This window comes from Bradyrhizobium sp., assembly GCF_019242285.1.
Classification (GTDB): domain Bacteria; phylum Pseudomonadota; class Alphaproteobacteria; order Rhizobiales; family Xanthobacteraceae; genus Bradyrhizobium.
The window spans coordinates 1-20,332 of the sequence record NZ_JAFAVV010000434.1 but is presented as its reverse complement, the minus strand read 5'-3'; the positions used below and the strand labels follow the sequence as shown (position 1 = coordinate 20,332).

At 64.8% G+C, this 20,332-nt stretch carries 19 protein-coding genes; 14 read left to right on the top strand and 5 right to left on the bottom strand.

Features of this window, described 5'->3' with window-relative positions:
- The 6 genes from JOY90_RS17110 to JOY90_RS17085 all read left to right on the top strand — a co-directional run.
- Positions 1 to 528 (top strand): VWA domain-containing protein (locus tag JOY90_RS17110; RefSeq protein ID WP_291692301.1); only part of this gene is annotated, 528 nt, incomplete at its 5' end.
- Positions 525 to 1,415: an amidohydrolase gene (locus JOY90_RS17105; RefSeq protein WP_291692300.1), complete on the top strand. Its 891-nt coding sequence runs from the start codon at positions 525 to 527 to the stop codon at positions 1,413 to 1,415. The genes JOY90_RS17110 and JOY90_RS17105, both read left to right, overlap by 4 nt.
- A gap of 38 nt (positions 1,416 to 1,453) precedes the next feature.
- Entirely contained in the window at positions 1,454 to 2,302 is an 849-nt protein-coding gene (locus JOY90_RS17100) for an MBL fold metallo-hydrolase (RefSeq protein WP_291692299.1), read from the top strand.
- 19 nt (positions 2,303 to 2,321) lie between these two features.
- Positions 2,322 to 3,908 carry an isochorismatase family protein gene (locus tag JOY90_RS17095; protein WP_291692298.1) on the top strand — a complete coding sequence of 529 codons (1,587 nt, stop codon included), beginning with the start codon at positions 2,322 to 2,324 and terminating at the stop codon, positions 3,906 to 3,908.
- Positions 3,909 to 3,919: 11 nt separating this feature from the next.
- On the top strand, positions 3,920 to 4,546 hold the full coding sequence (locus tag JOY90_RS17090; protein ID WP_291692297.1) for an NAD(P)H-dependent oxidoreductase: 627 nt from the start codon (positions 3,920 to 3,922) through the stop codon (positions 4,544 to 4,546).
- Between the two features lie 321 nt (positions 4,547 to 4,867).
- Positions 4,868 to 5,194: a hypothetical protein gene (locus JOY90_RS17085; protein WP_291692296.1), complete on the top strand. Its 327-nt coding sequence runs from the start codon at positions 4,868 to 4,870 to the stop codon at positions 5,192 to 5,194.
- Positions 5,195 to 5,332: 138 nt separating this feature from the next.
- Here the strand turns inward: JOY90_RS17085 and JOY90_RS17080 are convergent, their stop codons facing one another.
- The gene (locus JOY90_RS17080; protein WP_291692295.1) at positions 5,333 to 5,890 is read right to left on the bottom strand and encodes a hypothetical protein; all 558 of its coding nucleotides are present in this window, start codon (positions 5,888 to 5,890) and stop codon (positions 5,333 to 5,335) included.
- 89 nt (positions 5,891 to 5,979) lie between these two features.
- On the opposite strand from JOY90_RS17080, the gene JOY90_RS17075 reads away from it, so the two are divergent.
- Positions 5,980 to 7,329, top strand: a complete 1,350-nt coding sequence (locus JOY90_RS17075) for a YcaO-like family protein (protein WP_291692294.1) — start codon at positions 5,980 to 5,982, stop codon at positions 7,327 to 7,329.
- Between the two features lie 34 nt (positions 7,330 to 7,363).
- Positions 7,364 to 9,466: a BTAD domain-containing putative transcriptional regulator gene (locus JOY90_RS17070; protein WP_291692293.1), complete on the top strand. Its 2,103-nt coding sequence runs from the start codon at positions 7,364 to 7,366 to the stop codon at positions 9,464 to 9,466.
- A gap of 6 nt (positions 9,467 to 9,472) precedes the next feature.
- Here the strand turns inward: JOY90_RS17070 and JOY90_RS17065 are convergent, their stop codons facing one another.
- The 4 genes from JOY90_RS17065 to JOY90_RS17050 all read right to left on the bottom strand — a co-directional run bounded on the left by JOY90_RS17065 (position 9,473) and on the right by JOY90_RS17050 (position 12,790).
- Positions 9,473 to 9,883 carry a hypothetical protein gene (locus JOY90_RS17065; protein ID WP_291692292.1) on the bottom strand — a complete coding sequence of 137 codons (411 nt, stop codon included), beginning with the start codon at positions 9,881 to 9,883 and terminating at the stop codon, positions 9,473 to 9,475.
- Positions 9,884 to 9,924: 41 nt separating this feature from the next.
- Positions 9,925 to 11,670: a peroxidase family protein gene (locus JOY90_RS17060; RefSeq protein WP_291692291.1), complete on the bottom strand. Its 1,746-nt coding sequence runs from the start codon at positions 11,668 to 11,670 to the stop codon at positions 9,925 to 9,927.
- Positions 11,651 to 11,806, bottom strand: coding sequence for a hypothetical protein (locus JOY90_RS17055; RefSeq protein WP_291692290.1), 156 nt, complete (start codon positions 11,804 to 11,806; stop codon positions 11,651 to 11,653). Before JOY90_RS17055 ends, JOY90_RS17060 begins: the two co-directional genes overlap by 20 nt.
- Positions 11,807 to 11,932: 126 nt before the next feature.
- The gene (locus JOY90_RS17050) at positions 11,933 to 12,790 is read right to left on the bottom strand and encodes a VOC family protein (RefSeq protein ID WP_291692289.1); all 858 of its coding nucleotides are present in this window, start codon (positions 12,788 to 12,790) and stop codon (positions 11,933 to 11,935) included.
- Positions 12,791 to 13,059: 269 nt separating this feature from the next.
- Here JOY90_RS17050 and JOY90_RS17045 point away from each other — a divergent pair, with 269 nt between their 5' ends.
- The 6 genes from JOY90_RS17045 to JOY90_RS17020 all read left to right on the top strand — a co-directional run bounded on the left by JOY90_RS17045 (position 13,060) and on the right by JOY90_RS17020 (position 19,790).
- Positions 13,060 to 14,643: an NAD(P)/FAD-dependent oxidoreductase gene (locus JOY90_RS17045; RefSeq protein ID WP_291692288.1), complete on the top strand. Its 1,584-nt coding sequence runs from the start codon at positions 13,060 to 13,062 to the stop codon at positions 14,641 to 14,643.
- A 12-nt stretch (positions 14,644 to 14,655) separates the two neighbouring features.
- Positions 14,656 to 15,093 carry a cytochrome c gene (locus tag JOY90_RS17040; protein WP_291692287.1) on the top strand — a complete coding sequence of 146 codons (438 nt, stop codon included), beginning with the start codon at positions 14,656 to 14,658 and terminating at the stop codon, positions 15,091 to 15,093.
- 102 nt (positions 15,094 to 15,195) lie between these two features.
- Positions 15,196 to 16,635 carry a M20/M25/M40 family metallo-hydrolase gene (locus tag JOY90_RS17035; protein WP_291692286.1) on the top strand — a complete coding sequence of 480 codons (1,440 nt, stop codon included), beginning with the start codon at positions 15,196 to 15,198 and terminating at the stop codon, positions 16,633 to 16,635.
- A gap of 138 nt (positions 16,636 to 16,773) precedes the next feature.
- The gene (locus JOY90_RS17030; protein ID WP_291692285.1) at positions 16,774 to 18,054 is read left to right on the top strand and encodes a serine hydrolase; all 1,281 of its coding nucleotides are present in this window, start codon (positions 16,774 to 16,776) and stop codon (positions 18,052 to 18,054) included.
- Between the two features lie 299 nt (positions 18,055 to 18,353).
- The gene (locus tag JOY90_RS17025; protein ID WP_291692284.1) at positions 18,354 to 18,785 is read left to right on the top strand and encodes a hypothetical protein; all 432 of its coding nucleotides are present in this window, start codon (positions 18,354 to 18,356) and stop codon (positions 18,783 to 18,785) included.
- 186 nt (positions 18,786 to 18,971) lie between these two features.
- Complete coding sequence (locus JOY90_RS17020; RefSeq protein WP_291692283.1) at positions 18,972 to 19,790, top strand: aldo/keto reductase; 819 nt, start codon at positions 18,972 to 18,974, stop codon at positions 19,788 to 19,790.
- Positions 19,791 to 20,332: the final 542 nt, after the last annotated feature.

Sequence of the window (20,332 nt, the reverse complement as noted above, 5' to 3'; positions counted from 1 at the left end):
GTGCTGCTGCTGATCGACGTCTCCGGTTCGATGAAGGCGCGCACCGAGGACAATATGAAGCTCGCACACGCGCTGGTGCAGGCCACGCCGCAGGTCGAGGTGTTCACGCTCGGCACGCGACTGACGCGGGTAACGCGGCCGCTGCGGCTGAAGCGCCGCGAGCAGGCGCTCGCTGCCGCGTCACACGTCGTGAGCGACTGGGATGGCGGCACCAGGATCGGCGAAGCGCTGCAGGCGTTCCTCGCCGTGCCGCGCTTCTCCGGCTATGCGCGCGGCGCCGTGGTGGTCATGATTTCGGACGGTCTGGAGCGCGGCGATCCCTCCGCGTTGCGCGATGCGGTGGCAAAACTGTCCCTGCGATCTTGGCGACTGAGCTGGCTGACGCCGCTGGCGACGGGGCCCGCTTTCCAGCCACAGACCGAGGCGCTGCGCGAAATCCGGCGCTTCGTCGACGACATGGAAGCAGGCGGTTCGAACGCGGCGATCGTCTCGCACATTCTCTCGCTCGGACAAAGGAGGGCGGCTTGACCGGCATCGTCGACGCGCATCATCACATCTGGCGGCAGGCCGATCTGCCCTGGCTGACCGGTCCGATGCAGCCGCGCATCTTCGGGCCCTATGAGCCGATCCGTCGCGACTATCCGATCGAGGAATACCTCGCTGATCTCAGGGATTGCGGTGTGACGCGCTCGGTCTATGTGCAGACCAACTGGGCCAACGACCGGTTCGAGGACGAGGCGGCCTGGGTACAGGCAACCGCGGACAAGCTTGGCTGGCCGCATGCGATCGTGGCCTACGCCGATCTCGGCGTCGACGACGTGCGTCCGCAGCTCGATCGGCTGAAGCAGTATCCGCTGGTACGCGGCGTGCGCATGCAGCTCCACTGGCACGACAATCCGCTCTACCGCTTCGCGGCGCGCCCTGATCTCTGCGCCGATCCGCGCATCCGCGCCAATGTCGCGCGGCTCGGCGATTGCGGCTTCTCGTTCGACCTGCAGGTGTTCGCACCGCAGATGGCGGGCGCGGCCGATCTCGCCCGCGCCTGTCCCGACGTCACCTTCATCCTCCAGCATGCCGGCATGCTGGAGGATCGGTCGCGGGAAGGCCGCGACGCCTGGCACGCCGGCATGACAAGGCTCGCGGCCTGTCCCAACGTGGTCTCAAAACTGTCCGGGCTCGGCACCTTCATTCATCGCAACGACCCCGACCACGTCGCGGGCATCGTGCTGGAGACGGTCGAGATCTTCGGCGCCCAGCGCTGCCTGTTCGGCTCCAATTTCCCGATTGAGAAATTGTGGACCAGCTATCGCGAGCTGATCGAAGCTCATCAGGACGCGGTCGCACCGCTGTCCGCGGACGCCCGCGACTCAATTTTGAGCGCGACTGCGATACGCATCTACCGATTGGATAAATGAGCACCGACAAGGCGCCGAGATGATAATGGGGAGAGTACATGCCTCTGGAGATCAAGATCCTCGACTATGGCGATATCGAACTGGAATCGAGCTTCCTCGTCCTCGGCCGCGATTGCGGCCGCACTCGCCGCGTCCTCACCCTCGGCTTTCTGATCCTCGGCGGTCAGTACCCGGTCGTGGTCGACACCGGCTACCGCTCCAACCAGATCATGGAAACGCTCGGCATGCGCGGCCTGCAGTTCCATGAGAACATGATCGAGAACCAGCTTTCCCGCCATGGCGTGCGCATGGGCGACGTGCGCTTCGTCTGCCACACCCATCTGCACATCGACCATGCCGGCAAGGACGATCTGTTCCCGATGAACACCACGGTGGTGCTGAACCGGCGCGAGCTCGAGTATTCGGTGTCGGGACTGATGCATCCGCAATATCCCGCACCCGATATCAAGCACCTGATCGATCGCCTGCACACCAAGAGCGCGCTGCGCTTCCTCGATCTGGAACTGACCGGCCCGGTCGAATTGATGCCTGGCGTCTATTGCGACGCCGCCAACGCCCACACCGAAGGTTCAATGAACATCCACGTTCACACCGCCGACGGCATCGCGACCATCTGCGGCGACGTGATCTATGACGTCAACGATCAGATCGTGACGCCCTACAATGAGATCCACGACGCGGAGCCGCGGACCACCGGCAACCACGGCACCAGCATGCGCGCCGAGAAGGCCGCGATCAAGAAGCTGCTGTCGAGTTCGCGCTATCTGCTGCCGGTCCATGATCGCCCGGCCAAGATCGAGCGTGGCGTCGTCGTCGGGCGATTGCACGACCAGGTGCCGGGTCCGGTGGTACAGTCCTTGCCCGAGCGCAACTGGTTCCCGGCCTGAGGCCGACGGGGAGCACGCGATGACGCATGTGACGCTGCGCGGCGAATTCGAGAGCCTGATCGATCCCTACGCGCCGGTCGGCCAGGTCGGCACCGGCTTCGAGTTCACGGAGGGGCCGGTCTGGCACCCGGTCGATCAGTTTCTGCTGTTCTCGGACATGCCGGCCGACGTGCGGCGACGCTGGGATGCACGGCGGGGCGTGGTCGAAGTCCGCCGTCCTGCGAACAAGTGCAACGGCATGACCTATGATGCCGAGCTGAACCTGATCGTCTGCGAGCACGCGACCTCCTCGTTGATCCGCGAGCGGCCGGATGGGCGCCGCGAGGTGATCGCCTCGCATTTCGAAAATCAGGAGCTGAACAGCCCGAACGACGTCTGCGTGCATTCGAGTGGCGCGATCTATTTCTCCGATCCGTGGTACGGGCGCATGCCCGTTTATGGCGTCGAGCGGCCGCGCCAGCTCGGCTTCCAGGGCGTTTATCGCCTGCCGCCTGGCGGCGGCCCGCCAAAACTCGTGGTCGACCGCCATCTGTTCGAGCAGCCGAACGGGCTGTGCTTCTCGCCGGACGAGAAGCGGCTCTATGTCAACGACACCGTGCAGGCGCTGATCCACGTGTTCGACGTCGAGGCCGATGGCGGGCTGGCAGGCCAGCGCGTGTTCGTAAGCGGCATTCGCTCCGAGCTCGAGCCCGGCGTTCCCGACGGGATGAAATGCGACCAACGCGGCAACATCTGGGTCACCGCGCCCGGCGGTGTCTGGGTCTATTCGCCGGCAGGCGAATTGCTGGGCAAGGTGCGCCTGCCGGAGCTCGTCGCCAATCTCGCCTGGGGCGGCAGCGATTTCCGCACGCTCTATCTCACCGCGACGCATTCGGTCTATGCGATCCCGACCAAGGTCGGTCCGCGCCATGAGCCGTACATGCGCGTCCAGCGCGGCGCTACCGCGGCTTCGCCATCGGCGTCATCCGGCGCGGCAGCCGCGCCCAAGCTCGGCAGCGCCGACATGCAGCTCGATCCGAGCCGTTGCGCCCTGATCATCCAGGACCTGCAGAACGACGTCATCATGGATGGCGGCGCTTTCGCCTCGTCCGGCGCGCCTGCTCATGCGAAGGAGCAGCGCGTGGTCGAAAACGTTCGGCGAGTCGCGGAAGCCGCACGCGCGCGTGGCGTCGTCATCATCCACGTCTGGTTCGTGGTCGAGCCGGGCGCGCCTGGCGTCACGCTGAACGCGCCGCTGTTCGAGGGCCTGGTCGACAGCAAGGCGCTGGTGCGTGGCTCCTGGGGTGCGGCGCCGGTCTCGGGTCTGGAGCCGCGAAGCGGCGACTTCGTGGTCGAGAAGATGCGCATGAGCGCCTGGGAAGGCACGCGGCTCGAAACCATCCTGAAGGCGACCGGGCGCGACATCCTCATCAACACCGGCGCCTGGACCAACATGTCGGTCGAGCACACCGCGCGCACCGGCGCCGACAAGGGCTACTTCATGGTGGTGCCGGAAGACTGCTGTTCGACCATGAGTGCGGAATGGCACAACGCCGCGATCAATTTTGCGCTGCAGAACGTGTCCGTAGTGACCAATGCCGATGCGGTGCTGAAGGCCCTCGGCTGACGAGGCGTCCGATGCCAAAACTGTTTCACCTCGTCTGCTCCCCGCGCGCGGAATCGGAATCGCTCGCCGGCGCGCGGGTCTTTCTCGCGCACTTCCAGAAGGCACGGCCGGACTGGGACATCGACGAGATGAACCTCTGGCGCGACCGTCTGCCCGAATTCGACGGCGAAATCCTGCAGGCGAAATACGCCCGCATCGGCGGCCGTGGCTTCACCGATGCACAACGCGATGCCTTTGCGGTCGCCGAGCGCATGGCGGTGCGGTTCTCGCTGGCCGAGCGCGTCCTGATCTCGACGCCGATGTGGAATTTCGGCATCCCTTACAAGCTCAAGCACTGGATCGACCTGATCAGCCAGCCCGGATTGACCTTCCGTTTCGATCCGACGCGCGGCTACCTGCCGCTGGTCGAGGACCGGCCGACTTTGGTGATCCTGGCGAGCGGCAGCGATTTCGTCACCGGAATGAACCGCGGCCGCACCGACATGGCGAGCCCGTATCTGCGCGAGGCGTTGCGCTTCGTCGGCGTCCGCGACGTGCGCTTCGTCCTGATCGGGCCGACCACGGGTCCCGGCGAGCCGATCCAGGCGGCGCGTGAGAGCGCGCATCGTCGGCTGGCCGAACTTGCCGCGTGGTTCTGATCGTCCGGATCTGCCAGCCGAGCCAAGGCCGACGCCGTCGATGGGGCGCAAAGTTCTCGGTCTCGCGAAGTCGTATTAAATTACCACTTTTGCGTTCGTTTGTCGGCAACCTATGACTCTCGGTACTTCGGTAAGTCGTCAGCGAGAACCGGTGCTCCTGGAAACTGCCACGCCGCCTTTGGCGCGGCGCAATGAGTCGGGGCCGTGAATGGATTACGTTAAAATACGGGCCAAAGTGGGGATCACGTTGAAATCACGGTGACCTGCGCAAGGTGAACGCATCGAAGCTGGTTCAGGACCATTCGATGCATTGGGAACAAAATGAGTGCTGAATCAGTCATTTATTACCTGAAAGCACCGTCTGAAAAGGATCCGATCGAGGAAACCGAGTGGCTCTTGGACGCTTTGGGGCAGTACACGGGCGCTGAGCTCCGTGAGCTGCTCTACGTCGCTCAGGAACCTGAATTCTTCGAGCTGATGCGCGGTTTGTTTGCACTTTCGGACGAGAGCAGGTCGGCGTTGCAGAATTTCCTGACGAGCTCCGACTCGCGGCCGGCGAAGGCGGTGATGGATCAGGACGGGCGGTGCATTCTCCATCGCGGCCCGCTTGGTCAACCGGGCAAACCCAACCTCAAGATTGTCTCTTGACTGCTGAGGCATAGCGGCGGCGTGCTGCTTGCGGATCACGCGCAGGCACTGGTGAACGCGATTTGCTGGGATCGGCGCGTCCGACTCCGGCGGCTTTGTCGTGTCCATCGTTGTTGCGATGGACGCCTTGGCCGACGGTCAAACCGCGCTCCGCAGGGCGGTGACCCGATTGGCTGTGGCGTTCGCCGGAAAGAATTCACCGATCCAGTTGCGGCGTGTCGCCTTGATGTGCCACGCCATCGCTTCGGCGGACGATGGCGCGGGATCCGGGATATCCTTGCGGATCTCCTTGCCATCGAGCCAGCCGCAGCTATGGGAGTAGCGGGTCTCGCAAGTCAGACGGAGGTCGTCGCGCTGCCTCAGCAGCACGTAGCCGTCGGCCGGAAAGAACGTGCCGGCGAGCTCGATCGCCATGGGCAATTGGCGTACCAGCAGGAAGGTGCTCGTGGCTTCCGCCTCGCATTCCGAGACCAGCACCGCGACCATGCTGTGGATCGGGCTGATCGCCTCCGGCGCATACAGCCCGCCCGGATCGAGGATTGCACCTGCCGTTGCAAGCGACAGATACTCGCCGTCAGGCCCCCAGCGGCACGCGATCAGCCATTCGCGGCTGCGACTGCGGATCAGGGTTGGCTTTGCGTAGTCTGATCGGGCAATATCGGCAGCCAAGGCGATGACGAAGGCTTTCGCGAGCATCTTCTCCTCCGAGAACAGGACCGTACACGAGCCCCGTCACCAGAATCTGACGCCCGGCGTGAGAACACCGTGAGCGCAACCTGAAACCAATGTCCAACCTGTTCGCAAATGCCGCTTCATTGTTGCTCGGTGGCGCAACGGAGGCTGCCGATGACGCCGTCACCGATCTGTTGCAGGCGCTTGGATATGCGCAATTCGTCAAAATCGCCGCTGCGGAGGCGGAAAACAGCGACAGGTTGCACTGTGCCCGTCTGCTTCAAGCGGCATCCCGGTTCGTCCGGGTTTTCGAATTGGCGGCTCCCGATGCGCCGGGACTGGTGGCGTTCGGTGCGGAGATCGATCCCGCGCTGGCCGGCACGTTGCATGAAGGCGCTCCGCCGGTCGGGGTCTCTGGCGTCGGGCTGACGGCGCAGGAGGCGTTCCAGGGCTGCGTCGGCGAAGGCATCGAATACCTGTCACAGTTGCAGAGTGGCGAGGACGTGCTCTCGCAACCCGAGCAGGGCGACCCGATGCCAGCGACCGATCCGCAGGCGCTGGAACTCGTGCAAGGGCTGGCGCCGTTCCGGATCGATCCGGATACGGCACTTTCCTGGTACACCACGACGCGCCTTTCCGACGGCGTCAGGATTCTGATGCCGGCCGACCTGTGTCTGCGACGTCCGCAAGCCCAGCGGCAATTTGCGGCGGCTTTCCCATTGAGCACCGGGTCTGCGGCGGGGCGTTCCTGGGAAGCGGCGGCGCTGCACGGACTGCTCGAATTGATCGAACGCGATGCGGCGGCCTTGTGGTGGCGCGGTGGATTGCGGGGACGCGCAATCCCGGAGGCGGAGGAGTCCGCGAGCAGGGCATTGTTGGCTGTGCTGCGATCTGATGTCGCAGCGCCGCGTCGCACCTGGCTGCTCGACATCACGACCGATATCGGTGTTCCCGCGGTGACGGCGCTGTCGTGCAGGTCCGATGGTTTCGGCCTCGCGTTCGGATTCGCCGCCAAGCTGACGCTTGCTGCTGCGATTCGCTCCGCCATCCTGGAAATGTGCCAGATCGAGCTTGCACTCGTCGTGACCGAGGCAAAGCGCGCAGAGCGCGGTGAGATGGCCCTCAATGCGACTGATCGCACACATCTGCGGCGCGCCACCTCGATCGATGTCGATCGATGTGAACTGCTGCATCCTTCCGCATCGGAGCCGATCAATCATGCGGCGATCGACGAAGCCGATCCGCGCGTCGCGCTGCCGCGCCTGGTACAACTACTTGCGTCGTGCGGAATCGAGGCGTATGGCCTCGACCTCACACGCATGCGTTTCGCGGTGCCGGTGGCGCGAATTATCGCGCCAAGGGTGCAGCTATACCCTTCTTCAATCTCAACGGGACGACTTTCCGAAATGATGGGCCGAACTGGGGGAGGTAATGCTTATACCGGTGGCATTCCCTTGATATAGAGACGCTGACGGAATCCTCGGAGAGATTGTTCCGATGCAAGCAACGGCAAGCGTTCCGACGGTGAGGGAAGCGGTCCCGGTGCAGGAAGATGCGCCGCGTCTGGCGATCTCTCTGGTCGGGCGCCTCTCTATCCGACTCGATGGCCGACCGATCGAGTTGCGCACCCGCAAGGCCGCGGCGGTTCTCGGTTACCTCGCGTTATCCGAGAGCAAGCAGGAGAGCCGGGAACGGCTGGTCGGATTGTTCTGGAGCCGCTCCGACGAGGAGAAGGCGCGCGCCTCGCTGCGCCAGGTCGTCCGCGAATTGCGCTCCGTGCTGGAGAAGGCGGGGTTCACCGGTTTCAGCGCAGGCCGGCTCTCGATCGGCATCGACATGCAGCAGGTGTCGGCCGATGTCGAGAGCATCCTGCAGCTTGCCGAAAGCCGTCGCGTACATCCGTTGCTGCTCAACGTGCTGCGGCTGGACGAGCGGCTGCTCGAGGGCATGGACGATCTCGATCCTTCGTTCCGCGTCTGGGTGCTGGCGAAGCGCCAGACGGTTCATGAAAGGCTGATGCGCAGCCTCGATGCCGGCTTCGTGGCCGCCAACGTCGCGCCCGACACCAAGAAGAAGATCGCCGCCGCCATCGTCAATCTTGATCCGACCCACGAGTTGGCGTGCTGCCATCTGATGCAGGCGCATGCCGAGGAGGGCGACATCGCCGGCGCGCTGCGCATCTACAAGGCGCTATGGGACCTGCTCGATCGCGACTACGGAATGGAGCCGTCGAAGGCGACGCAAGAGCTGGTGGCGAACATCAAGCTCGGTGCCTATGAGCGGCCGCTGCCTGATCCCGATGTCGCTCCCGAAACGGTCCAGCATGCCGTTCGCCAGCTCAGGGAAGCCGGCCTTCCCGCGACTCGCGTGTTCGCCTCTCCAAAGGGCTCGTCGAAGCCGCGCCTCGTGCTGCGGCCGTTCGCGATGCATGGCGTCTCCAGCGATCGCGGCCATCTCGTGCACGGGTTCAGCCTGCATCTGGCGGCGTCGCTGGTCCGCTTCCGCGAATGGAGCGTCATCGACCGGCCGGCCGCCGCGGTCGCCTTGTCGCTCTCCGACACGGCGCCGCAATACTGCATCGACACCACGGCCTATCAGGCCGGCCCCGAGATCAACATGGTGATGGTGCTGCGCGACGAGGCGACCGGCGTCTGCATCTGGAGCGAAAGCCTGAGGCTCGGCCTCGACAACTGGTTCGAGACCCAGCAGCGCATCATCCGGCGCATCGCCACCTCGCTCAACGTACAACTATCGGCCGAGCGGCTGATGCGGCTGGCCGGCGAGCCCGACGTTTCGCTTGACGTCTACGACCGCTGGCTGCGCGGACAGAGCCTGATGACGAAATTCGACCCGGAAAGCTGGCGGCGGGCCGTTGCCATCTTCCGCGACGCGATCCGCGAGAATCCGACCTTCTCGCCGTGCTACTCGAGCCTCGTGCAGATGAACAACATCGAGCACTTCGTGCATCCCGGGCTGTTTCGCGATCTCAGCAAGTCGAAGGAGACGCTCGAGCTGGCGAAGACCGCGGTCGAGCTCGATCCCGTGGATTCGAGGGCGCATCTATGCTGCGGCTGGTCCTACGTGATGGCATTTCGCGAGGCGGATGCTGCCTCGCACATGGAGCTCGCCTGCGATCTGAACGACAACGATCCCTGGACGGTGCTGTCGAGCGCTCTCTATTATGCCTTCTGCGGATCGATGGAGCGCGCGCGGTCGCGCGCCGAACTGTCGCTGTCGCTGTCGCCGGTGCCGACCTATCTGGAGTGGGGGTACCACGGCATCATCCGCTTCCTCTGCGGCGATCACCAGGGCGCCATCGAGGCTTGCGACCGGGCGCACGGCGTCATCAAGACCTTGAGCGCGTGGCGGGCCGCCGCGCTGCACGAGCTCGGGCTTCATTCGATGGCGCACGACGAAGCCCGACGTTTTCTGAACGGAACGCGATCATACTGGGTGGGCTCGTCCGCCCCCACCGACGAGGCGATCACGTCGTGGCTGCTTCAAGCTCATCCGATCAGTTCGGATGCGAGGTTGGAAGCCCTGCGCCGCGGCTTGCGGGGCGCAGGGCTTCCGGTCGAGGACATCAGCGAAAGTTCCTGAAGGCGCTCAGGCGCAGACGCTGATGGTGTAGTCGCCAATTCGCTCGGCATGCACGCGGAACTTCTCGTCCTCGGGGATCACCGGGTCGAGGCCGTTGAACAGGCGCTTGTAGAACGGCGGCAGCGGATAGGTCGAGCCGGGCTTGTTGAGCAGCGACTCGGAATCCTCGATCATCACCTTCGGCGGCAACCGAACCAGGATCGTCTCCTGGTCGGAGGAGACGAACTCGATCCGCTTGAACCGCTCCGGAACGGTGGCGAACACCTGCGCCTTAGCGAGCTGCTCCTTGAACTCGTCCATGCTCTGGGGCAGCGGATATTCGTTCTCGTCACCCAGATAGTTGATGCCGGTCGCCCAGGTCTTGACCAACTGACCCCAACGCTCGTGGTTCGTGACTTGTAACCTTTCGATCTGCATGTCTTTCTCCTCTGCGTTGCGTGATCCGGAACTGCTCCGGCTCACAAAAATGCGGGCACGGCCTGCTGCAACCCCGCCTTTTCGGCGGTGAATTGCACGAGCTCGGCCATGGAAGCGATATCGGGAATGCCCGCAAACACGTTGATCGGATAGTAGTTGGTGGACAGCTCGGCGAGTTCGCCGGCCAGTGAGCTCGCGGCGCTGCCGGCCGAGAGCCGGGCGCGCGCGAGCGCGGCAAATATCACCTCGGCCACGAGGACGGAGCCGAGTGGGCCGAGATGCAGTCCTTCCGCCCGTGGCTGATGCATCGCCTCGAACAGCACGAAGAACGGCAGCGGCGGATCGTTCGACAGCGTTTCAACGTCCTCGGACGTGAGCTTGCCGTAGGCCGGCGCCGAACTCAGCCACGCGCGGAGCTGGGCGGAGCGGTAGGCGTGGTCGGCAAGCAGCCGCGACGCCGCGACAAACTGCGGCCGTCTCGCAGCGATCTCGGCGATCAGCGCATCGACCGACCACATGCCGGCCAGCGCCGAGCCGACCAGGTCGCGGTAGAGCAGGCCGACGCGTTCGGTTTCGTCGAACGACGCGAAGATCTTGTCGTTGCCGAGGCCGTCGCTGAGATAAGGCCCGATGCGGCGGCTGAAGTTCGGACGCGATCCGTCGATCTCGAAGAAGCGCGACCACTGCACCATCCACGTCTCGTCCAGCGGCATGTTGACGGGATCGTTCTGCGAGCTCTTCTCGAGCGTGTTGTTGAGATCGTGCAGCGACAGATCGTTGATGTGATATTCCGGCCGTACCATCGCATGGCCGAAACGGAACGCGCCGTGCGAGAACTCGAACGGAATCTCCCATTCGCCTTGCGACGCGGTCGGGCGATCCATGAGCGGCGGGTGGGCGCCGGAATAGAGTGCGAAGATCTCGGGGTGCAGCACTCGCCGCATCAGGTCGTCGCGAACGACGCGGTGATAGATCGCGGTGAGCCCATCGCGGGCGCAGAGGAACCGCCTGTGGGCGGCGCCGAAATGCGCGTTCAGGCCGCCCTCGGGCTCGCGCTCGCGGATCAGGTCGACGAGGCCGTTGTGCAGCAGGGCGAACAGCGCCGTCATCTGCGAGATGATGGCGTGGTCGTCATTGCGCGGGTCGGCGACCAGCGCTTCGGTCAATGCCGGGCGCATGCCCGGAATGCTTCGATCGACGCCCGTGAGGTTTTCGGCCTCGCTGCGCGCGACGTCGCGGAACGGGCAGCGCGCTTCTCGGCCCCTGGCTTCCTTCCAGCGCATGCGTCCGAGCCGCAGCTTGGTCCGACGATCGTCGTTGGGCTCGTCGAGCGCATAGAGGTGCGGCGACCCCACCGGTCCGTTGCCATAGAGGCTCTCGAGCCGAAGCGGCGTGCGGCGCGCATTGGCGGTGCCCGCACCGAGCTTTCCCGCAACCGAGAGGGGAATGGCGGAGTGCACCAGATCATGCGCCACGAACTGCAGCAGATAGGTGTAGCCCGACGGGATCCGCGGATTTTCCCAATAGAATTCGAGCGACTGGCCTTGAAGCTGCGGCCAGCGCACCTCGGCATCCATCCGCCGCGACAGCCGGTTCATCAGGCCGCGAATGCGCGGCAGATGCTCGGGATGCGCGAGCGGGTCGATGCCATAGATGCGGTGGCGCTGCGCGGGAGATGGCTTGCCGAGGAAGTGACGAAAGCCTGGTGCCGTGCTAGTTTGAGTAGCGTTCTCGACCCATTCGAGGTCGGAAGTCCTGATCCGTGCATCAGCGCTCATCGCGGCCATTCACACTCTCCGAATTTCTCCGTGAGTTTGCGGGGCCGCTCGTGAAATTATCGTGATATTTGGCGTCGCGATTTGAATAAAATTCGCTGGCATCGTGCGCGGATTTCGCGCTGCGCGTTTCGATGACGATGGGCATGCTTCGACCCAGCGGCATCAAGGCGCGCAACGAACCTCGCGCATTCTACGACGCTGATGTCATGCGCGTTGATGAACGTCTCGATCCCAGATTTTTCGTCGCAGCTAATTCTTTCGCTTCACCTCTTCAGTCGATGTCTTCGAAGACGAGCAGCGTGCCATTCGCTGCCGCGGGTGGCACGCAAATTCGATCATCGCGACGCAGGCCGAGTGCGCCGACGGCCTCTGTGGTCGCAGCGAGGGTCGACGAAGCGATCACGAGACCGGCGCCGCCGCGTTCGGCCAGGTCGTCCAATGCCACGTCCGTATAACGCCGGCCGAGCTGTTGCTTCGTCAGGAAGACGAATTCGGCGCGATCGACGCCGGAGGGAACGGCGATCGCGCCGTCGGCCTCGCGCCTCGCCGCAAGGTCGGTCAGCCGCGACAGATGCGCGGCTTCCTTCTCCGGCTCGGGTGATGTGATCAGCACCTGCTTCAGGCGTCTTGCGCCATTGGCGTGTCGCATCAACTCCGCGATCCACACGGTCTCGCGCGTCTTGTGCTGGCAAGCGAAGATCCGGGTGCCGCCCGGCGCTTCCTGAACCGGCCACTGGAAGGTCCTGAAGCGCGCCGCCGCCAGACGGCCGTCGGGCATCGTCACCGGCCGCTCGAATTCGGTCGGCCCGATCGGGACGAGCCCGCGGGCGCGAATCTCCTCCGCGCCCTGCGCTGCATCGACGGCGGTGAACGCGATGCGCTCGATGCCTTCGCGCCTTTCGAGAAAGGCGCGCGCCGGCGTATTGAGCTCGGTTGCATGCAGCACACCCAGCAGTTCGATGTAGTCGGGGTCGAGCATGATAGTGACGTTGCCAGTTCCCATATGCGCGCTGTGCGTGCCGCGCGGCGAGATCGTGAAGCCGAGCCGCCGCCAGTTCTCCGCAGCCTTTGCGAGCTCACGCACCATGACGACCGCGTGATCGATGCCGATGATGTTCTTGACAGTCATGACTTTCGCTTCCCCTCGCGCGCCGGCTCCGCGAGCGAAACAGTTTGAGACGTCGGAAGCGGAAAATCGAGTCCTTTCCACCGTTCCGTTCGCATTCCGTATGCCGCCGTCTTTTCCGCTGTCTCGCTGCCGCCGGCGAGGTGGATCAAGAACGCGTGTGGGCGAAGCGCGTGGCGCAGCGGTTTCTTGACAGCGGAAGCGGCAGCCGGTTTCCCTTTCGGGTGCGGTCTGGCTTGCGCCGCCGAGAATCCTCGAGGATGCCGGAAGACATGGAAGGCATACGGCGACGCGATCTGTTCTCGCTCATCGGGACGATGGCGGGCAGCGCGGCCATGTATCACGCGATGACGGCGCTCGGCTTCGCGTCCGAGTCCCGTTACCAGGGGCCGATCAAGCTCGAAGGCGATCCGAACGGCGCCTCCGTGCTGGTCCTCGGTGCCGGGCTTGCCGGCATGACGGCGGCGCTGGAATTGCGCAAGGCCGGCTACAAGGTGCAGATCCTGGAATTCAATGGCCGCGCCGGCGGCCGCAACTGGACCTTGCGTGGCGGCGACCGTTTCGTCGAGCTCGGCGGCGCCGCACAGACCTGCGCGTTCGACGAGGGGCTTTACATCAATCCGGGCCCGTGGCGAATTCCCTATCATCACCGCGCGCTGCTCGACTATTGCAAGCGCCTCAACGTGGCGCTCGAGCCTTTCATCCAGCTCAATCACAACGCCTATCTACACGCCTCGCGCGCGTTCGGCGGCGTGCCACAGCGCATCCGCGAGGTCCGGACCGATTTTCAGGGACAGCTCGCCGAACTGCTGGCGAAAGCAGCGAGGCAAGGCAAGCTCGACGAGGCAGTCTCGACCGAAGACCGGGGGTTGCTGTTGGAGGCGTTGCGATCCTGGGGCGCACTGGATGGCAATTTCGGCTACAACGCCAACCTGACGTCGGCCGAATTCCGGGGCTATGCGAGGGCGCCGGGTGGCGGACTCGATGCTGCGCCGCAGCCGGGCGAACCCATCGGGCTCTCGGACATCCTCAAGTCGCGGCTCTGGCGCTACCTGCAGGGCTTTGCCAACTACAATTTCCAGACCACCATGTTCCAGCCGGTCGGCGGCATGGACATGATCGGCAAGGCCTTCGCGCGCGAGGTCGGCGACCTCATCCGCTACAACGCGAAGGTTACGGAAATCAGGCAGAACGGCCGCGCCGTGACCGTGACTTACGTGGATACGGCGGAGCCAGCGGCGCCGCAAACACTGACGGCCGACTGGTGCGTGTGCACGATTCCGTTGCCGATCCTGGGTCAGCTCACGCTCGATGTCGGCCCCGCGATGCGCGCGGCGATCGACGCGGTGCCCTATGCGGCTGCGGTGAAGATCGGGTTGCAGTTCAAGCGCCGATTCTGGGAGGAGGATGAGGCGGTCTACGGCGGCATCAGCTACACCGATCTGCCGATCCGGCAGATCGCCTATCCCAACAACGCCTTCAACGGCGCCGGCAAGGGCGTGCTGCTCGGCGCCTATCTGTTCGACGGCGCCAACGCCTATGAGTTCACGGCGATGCCACCGGAGGAGCGCGTCGCGCGGGCGGTCGAGTTCGGCGCCGGCATCCATCCGCAATATAGAGCCGAGTTCGACAACGGCGTGGCGGTGGCCTGGCATCGCGTGCCGTTCACGCTCGGCTGCAGCGGCAACTGGTCGGAGAAGGCGCGCGAGCAGCACTACCGCAATCTGTGCGAGATCGACGGCCGCATCGTGCTGGCCGGCGAGCACGCTTCCGAGCTGCCCGCCTGGCAGGAGGGGGCGATCCTTTCCGCGCTCGATGCGATCGGCCGGCTGCATGAACGCGTGACGAGGACGTAGGTGGAGAGCAGCGTGCGACAGCGTGGTTCGCGGCAACATGCGAGCGTCGGCTCGGCCGTTTTGGTCGGATTGCTGTCGCTGCTGCCGGCGTCGGCGGTGACCCAGGACGACGGCTCTTCGTGGCGTGATCGCACCTTCAGCTCCGGCTACCGCTTCGTCGAGATGAGCGGGGAGGAGCTGTTCGCCAGCGTCTGCCAGGGGTGCCACATGGTCGACGCCTCGGGCGCGGCCGGTGCCGGCACCTATCCATCCCTGGCCGGCAATCCGCGGCTGGAATCCGGCGATTATCCGATTGATCTCGTCCTCAACGGCCGGCGCGGGATGCCGCCGTTCGCCGACATGATGAGCGACGGCCAGGTCGCCGCCGTCGTCAATTATGTGCGGACGCATTTCGGCAACGGCTATCCGGACGCTGTAACGGCAAAGGACGTGCGCGCCGCGCGCCGCTGATCCGGTCTGGGTGGCCTGCGGCAGCGGATGGCTCGCCACCTTGCCAAGAGGCGCGTCGCCTGCCTCAATCGGACCGGTCAACGATCCGATGGGGAGTATATCATGTTCACAGAACGCCCAGGCCACGCCGCGGGGCGACGCCATTCCATTCTGCTCGCAGCCGCGCTTGGCGCGGCCCTTTTCATGCCTGCCGGCGGTGCCTGCGCCGACGAGCTGACCCCGCAGCAGCAGCTCGCTCACGACATCTACAAGGAGCTGCTCGAGATCGACACCACGACCGCGACAGGCAATACCGATCGCGCGGCGCAGGCGATGGCCGCGCGGTTGAAGGCCGGCGGCTTTGCCGACGAGGACGTCCATGCCTTTTCCCCGGCGCCGCGCAAGGGCAATCTGGTGGCCCGGCTGCACGGCTCCGGCGCGCGCAAGCCGATCCTCCTGGTTGCGCATATCGACGTCGTGCCGGCCAACCGCGAGGACTGGTCGGTCGACCCCTTCAAGCTGGTCGAAAAGGACGGCTATTACTATGCCCGCGGCTCCGGCGACGACAAATACATGGCGGCGTCCTTCGTCACCAACATGATCCGCTACAAGCAGGAGGGCTACAAGCCGGACCGCGACATCATCCTGGCGCTGGAGACCGACGAGGAGATCCTCGACCGCGACGCGCTCGGCATCCAGTGGCTGCTCAAGAACCATCGCGACCTGATCGACGCCGAGTTCGCGCTCAACGAGGGCGGCGGCGTCGGCCTGAAGGACGGCAAGCCGATCCGCAACAGCATCCAGACCAGCGAGAAGGTCTCGGTGAGCTTCCTGCTCGAGGTCAAGAACAGCGGCGGACACTCCTCGGTGCCGCGCAAGGACAATGCGATCTATCGCCTCGCCGAGGGCCTGGTGAAATTGTCGCAATTCGACTTCCCGCTGCACCTGAACGAGACCACGCGGGCCTATTTCGCGAAGTCGGCGCAGTTCGAGAGCGGACAGACCGCCGACGACATGCGCGCGATGGCCGCCGACAACCCCGATCCCGCGGCGGTGGCGCGGCTCTCGGCGAGCGCGGTCTACAACGCCCAGCTCCGCACCACCTGCGTGGCGACGATGCTGCAGGGCGGACACGCCGTGAATGCCTTGCCGCAGCTCGCGACCGCCAAGGTCAACTGCCGCGTCATGCCCGGCGAACCGATGGACGGGATCAAGGCGGCGCTCGTGCGCGCGCTCGCCGACGACCAGATCGCCGTGACGCAGATCGATCAGGCCGTGCTGAGCGAGCCGGCGAAACTCGACGAGCAGATCGTGGGCGCCATCGACAAGCTGTCGGGCGAGTTCTTCCCCGGCGCCGTCGTGCTGCCGGTGATGAGCGCGGGCGCGACGGACGGCAGCTATCTGCGCAATGCCGGCATCCCGACCTATGGTCATTCCGGGTTGGCCAACGACATCAACGACATCCGCGCTCATGGCAAGGACGAGCGGGTGCCGGTGAAGTCGTTCTATCAGGGCGACGAATATCTCTACCGCCTGGTGAAGGCGCTCTCGGGCGGCACCTGAGACAAGCGGCCAGGCTTCCCGTTGGCCGGTCTTGTCAGGGCCGGCCTGCCTGCGCGAAGATCGCATCCACCGGCCGTCGTCAGATGAGGCCGGGCCGGCTTGGACGCCAATGTCCGATGCATCACAGGGAGGATACCCATGCTTGCCTTTCGCTGGCGCGACACCGTCATCGCCGCCACCGCGCTTCTCACCGTTGCGTTCAGCGCGCGCGCCGAAGGCCCGGTCGCCGAGCCTGAGCAGGCCGGCTTCTCCGTCGACGGCGTGGCCCGGCTCGACCGCTACCTCCAGGGCGAGGTCGATGCGAACAGGATTCCCGGCGCCGTCATGCTGATCCAGCGCAACGGCCGGACGGCCTATTTCAAGAGCTTTGGCGTGCGCGATCCTGCCACCAAGGAGCCGATGACGCCGGACACCATCTTCCGCATCTATTCGATGTCGAAGCCGATCACCACGGTCGCCGCGATGATGCTGGTCGAGGAGGGCAGGCTCCGGCTCGACGATCCGCTGTCGAAATACATTCCGGCTTTCGCCGGCGTGATGGTCGGCGTCGAGACCAAGGGCGAGGACGGCGCGCAGCATCTGGATCTCGTCCCTGCAAAACGGCCGATCACCATCCAGGACCTGATGCGTCACACCTCCGGGCTGACTTATGGCTTCTTCGGCGAAGGGCTGGTGAAGAAGGCCTATGTCGACGCGGGTCTGGGAGCCGGAGACGTCGACAATGCCGAATTCGTGGACCGTCTTGCCAAGCTGCCGCTGGCCTATCAGCCTGGCACCACCTGGGACTACAGCCAGTCCGTCGACGTGCTCGGCCGTGTGATCGAGGTCATCTCCGGCAAATCGCTCTATCAGTTCGAGAAGGAGAGGCTGCTCGATCCGCTCGGCATGAAGGACACCGGCTTCTATGTCACCGACCCGGCCAAACAGTCCCTGGTCGCGGAGCCCTTTCCGAATGACCGCAAGATCGGCGCGGGAGCGGCAATCGGCGATCCCCGCGTCGCGCGGAAGATGGAATCCGGCGGTGGCGGCATGGTGTCCACTATCGGCGACTACGCCCGCTTCGCGCAGATGATCCTCAGCGGCGGCACGCTGGATGGGCGGCGCTATCTCAGCCCGAAGACCGTCGCCTATATGGGCTCGAACCAGATCGGGCCGGGTTCGGGCGTGGTGCCGGGGCCGTATTATCTGCCGGGGCCCGGCTTCGGCTTCGGTCTCGGCTTTGCCGTGCGCACGGAAGCGGGCGTTGCGCAGTACGAAGGCTCCGTCGGCGAGATGACCTGGTCCGGCGCCGGCGGCACCACCTTCTGGATCGACCGGCAGGAGAAGATGCTCGTCGTCTTCATGGCGCAGACGGTGACCTACCGCGGCAGCATCCGCGTCACGTTGAAGAATGTCGTCTACGGTGCATTCGAGAAATAGCGTTAGGTTTCTTCCCGCGAAGCCGGCGCAATTGGACGAAAATTGCCGCTGATGCTGCCATCGCCTCTCGCGTTGCGGGAAGTCCTTCGGCATCGCGCAAGATCGCGCGAGAGGCGGAACATTTGCCGCGCAAGCGGCGTTGACGGCGCTCTTCCGCTGCCGTCGGGATGCGACAACGGCGCGCAGCCATTCCGTTAACCACTCTCGCTGCAATTGCAGTGCGGAGTCCTTACATGGCGCGCGGAACTCTTGCATGTTCAAGCGTGGGTTTGGGCCTTTGGGAAGGTAGGGAGGCCGCCGTGATTCCTAAGATTGTGTCGGCGCTTGGCGCCGCTGCAGTGCTGTTTGCCAGTCAGGCCGTGATGGCGGCCGACTACCGTCCGGATGAATTCTTCAGCCTCGACCTCTCGAAGGCAGTGCTGTCGGCGAAGCGGCTCGGACCGGCTGCGGAGTTTGCCAGGGTTCCCGTTCAGGCCAGCAGCGACCACGCCAGCGAGCCGGCATGGGCGCGCAGGGCGCTGAATACAGAGCCGAAGCACGTGGCCGTGCAACGGGTGGCGGCGCGGCCACCCTATCGCGAAGCACGCGCCGCTCCGGCCAGGCATCGCGGGGCGGCACGGATGCGGCTCGCTCACCGGCACGGCAATCCGCTCGATGCGCAGGCGATGGATACGCGGATTCAGAAATGGCCGTGCCGATCCGGCGCCGGCGGCATCTGCAATTGGAAGTGACGCACGCTTGGATGGCGCCGTCATGCCGCAACGGATCTTGATTTGACGCGGATATCGCCGACAAAATAAGTAAGGCTTCCGGCGAGGCTCGCGCCCGGTTTCCCGATCCTCCATTTGTTCTGCATGTGGCGCCGCCACGCGGCAGCCGGCCGACTGTTGCTTGTTCAAGGCTTTCAAGGAGTTTCCATGCAATATCAGGACACCCAGGGCATTCGCCTGCCGCGGCTCGGGCTCGGCACCTACCGCATGCAGGGTGACGCCTGCCGCGCCGCCGTCGAGAGCGCGCTTGCGCTCGGCTACCGCCATCTCGACACCGCGGAGATGTACGGCAATGAGGAGGCGATCGGGGCGGCGTTGGCGCAGGCGGGCGTGCCGCGCGGCGAGCTGCACGTGACCACGAAGGTCTGGCCCGACAATTTGGCACCCGACGCCATCCGCCGCGCTTTCGATATTAGCCTGAAGAAGCTCCGGCTCGATCACGTCGATCTCTATCTCGTGCATTGGCCCTCGCGCAGCATGAAGCTGCCGGCGGTGCTGGAGACGCTGATCAGCCTGAAAGAAGAGGGCCGTACCCGCGCCATCGGCGTTGCCAATTTCACCGTCGCGCTGCTGAAGAGCGCGATCGAGGAGGTCAAGGCGCCGATCGCCTGCAACCAGGTCGAATATCACGCGATGCTCGACCAGTCGAAGGTCAGGCAGTATCTCGGCTCCAAGGGCATTCCACTGGTGGCCTATTGTCCGCTGGCGCAGGGCCGCTTCGCCACCGACGAGACGCTGGCCGCAATCGGCCGGAAGCACGATGCGAGCGCCGCGCAGGTCGCGCTGAAATGGCTGCTGGAGCAGGACGGCGTCTGCGCGATTCCAAAAGCCTCGCGCAAGGAGAGCCAGCAGGCCAATCTCGACGCCTTGAAGCTCACGCTCGACGACGACGACCGCAAGAAGATCGCAGCCCTGCGCAAGGACATGCGCTGCGTCAACCCGGGCTTCGGTCCGGACTGGGATTAGCAGGCCGCGTCGGGCGGGCAAAGTCGCGATCGCGCGATGCCTTGCATCGTGCGGAGTGATGTGCCCACCATTGTGGCGACAGAGCCGCTCGTGAATGGTGGGCACGCTCTTGCCTTCGTGTGTCGAGCGTCGGTGCAAGAGGCTCGCTTTGCCCACCCTACGATTCGTGGTCAATTCGGATTCAACATGTCAAACCGCACTCGATGTCGTCGCCCGGCTTGACGACCCGGCATTCCAGAGGCGGTCGTGCTTATTCGAGATGTCTCTGGAATGCTGGATGCCCGCTTTCGCGGGCATGACAGCGGAGGGCGCGGATCCACGTTCTCGCGGCGGGATTCGTCCGAGTCTTGCAAAACGACACCCTCGAAATCGGGGAGGGCGCGGGGAACGCCGGATGCTGGCCGCACCCATGGCCCGCCTGCAACAAGAACGCAGGCGGCAGTCACCACAGGTTCAGCCGACACAGCCGGCATTCCCCGCGCGATGGGTTACGGCTTATACGTGCTCTCCCCGGGGAGCGGGCTTTCTTGCCCCCGTCACTC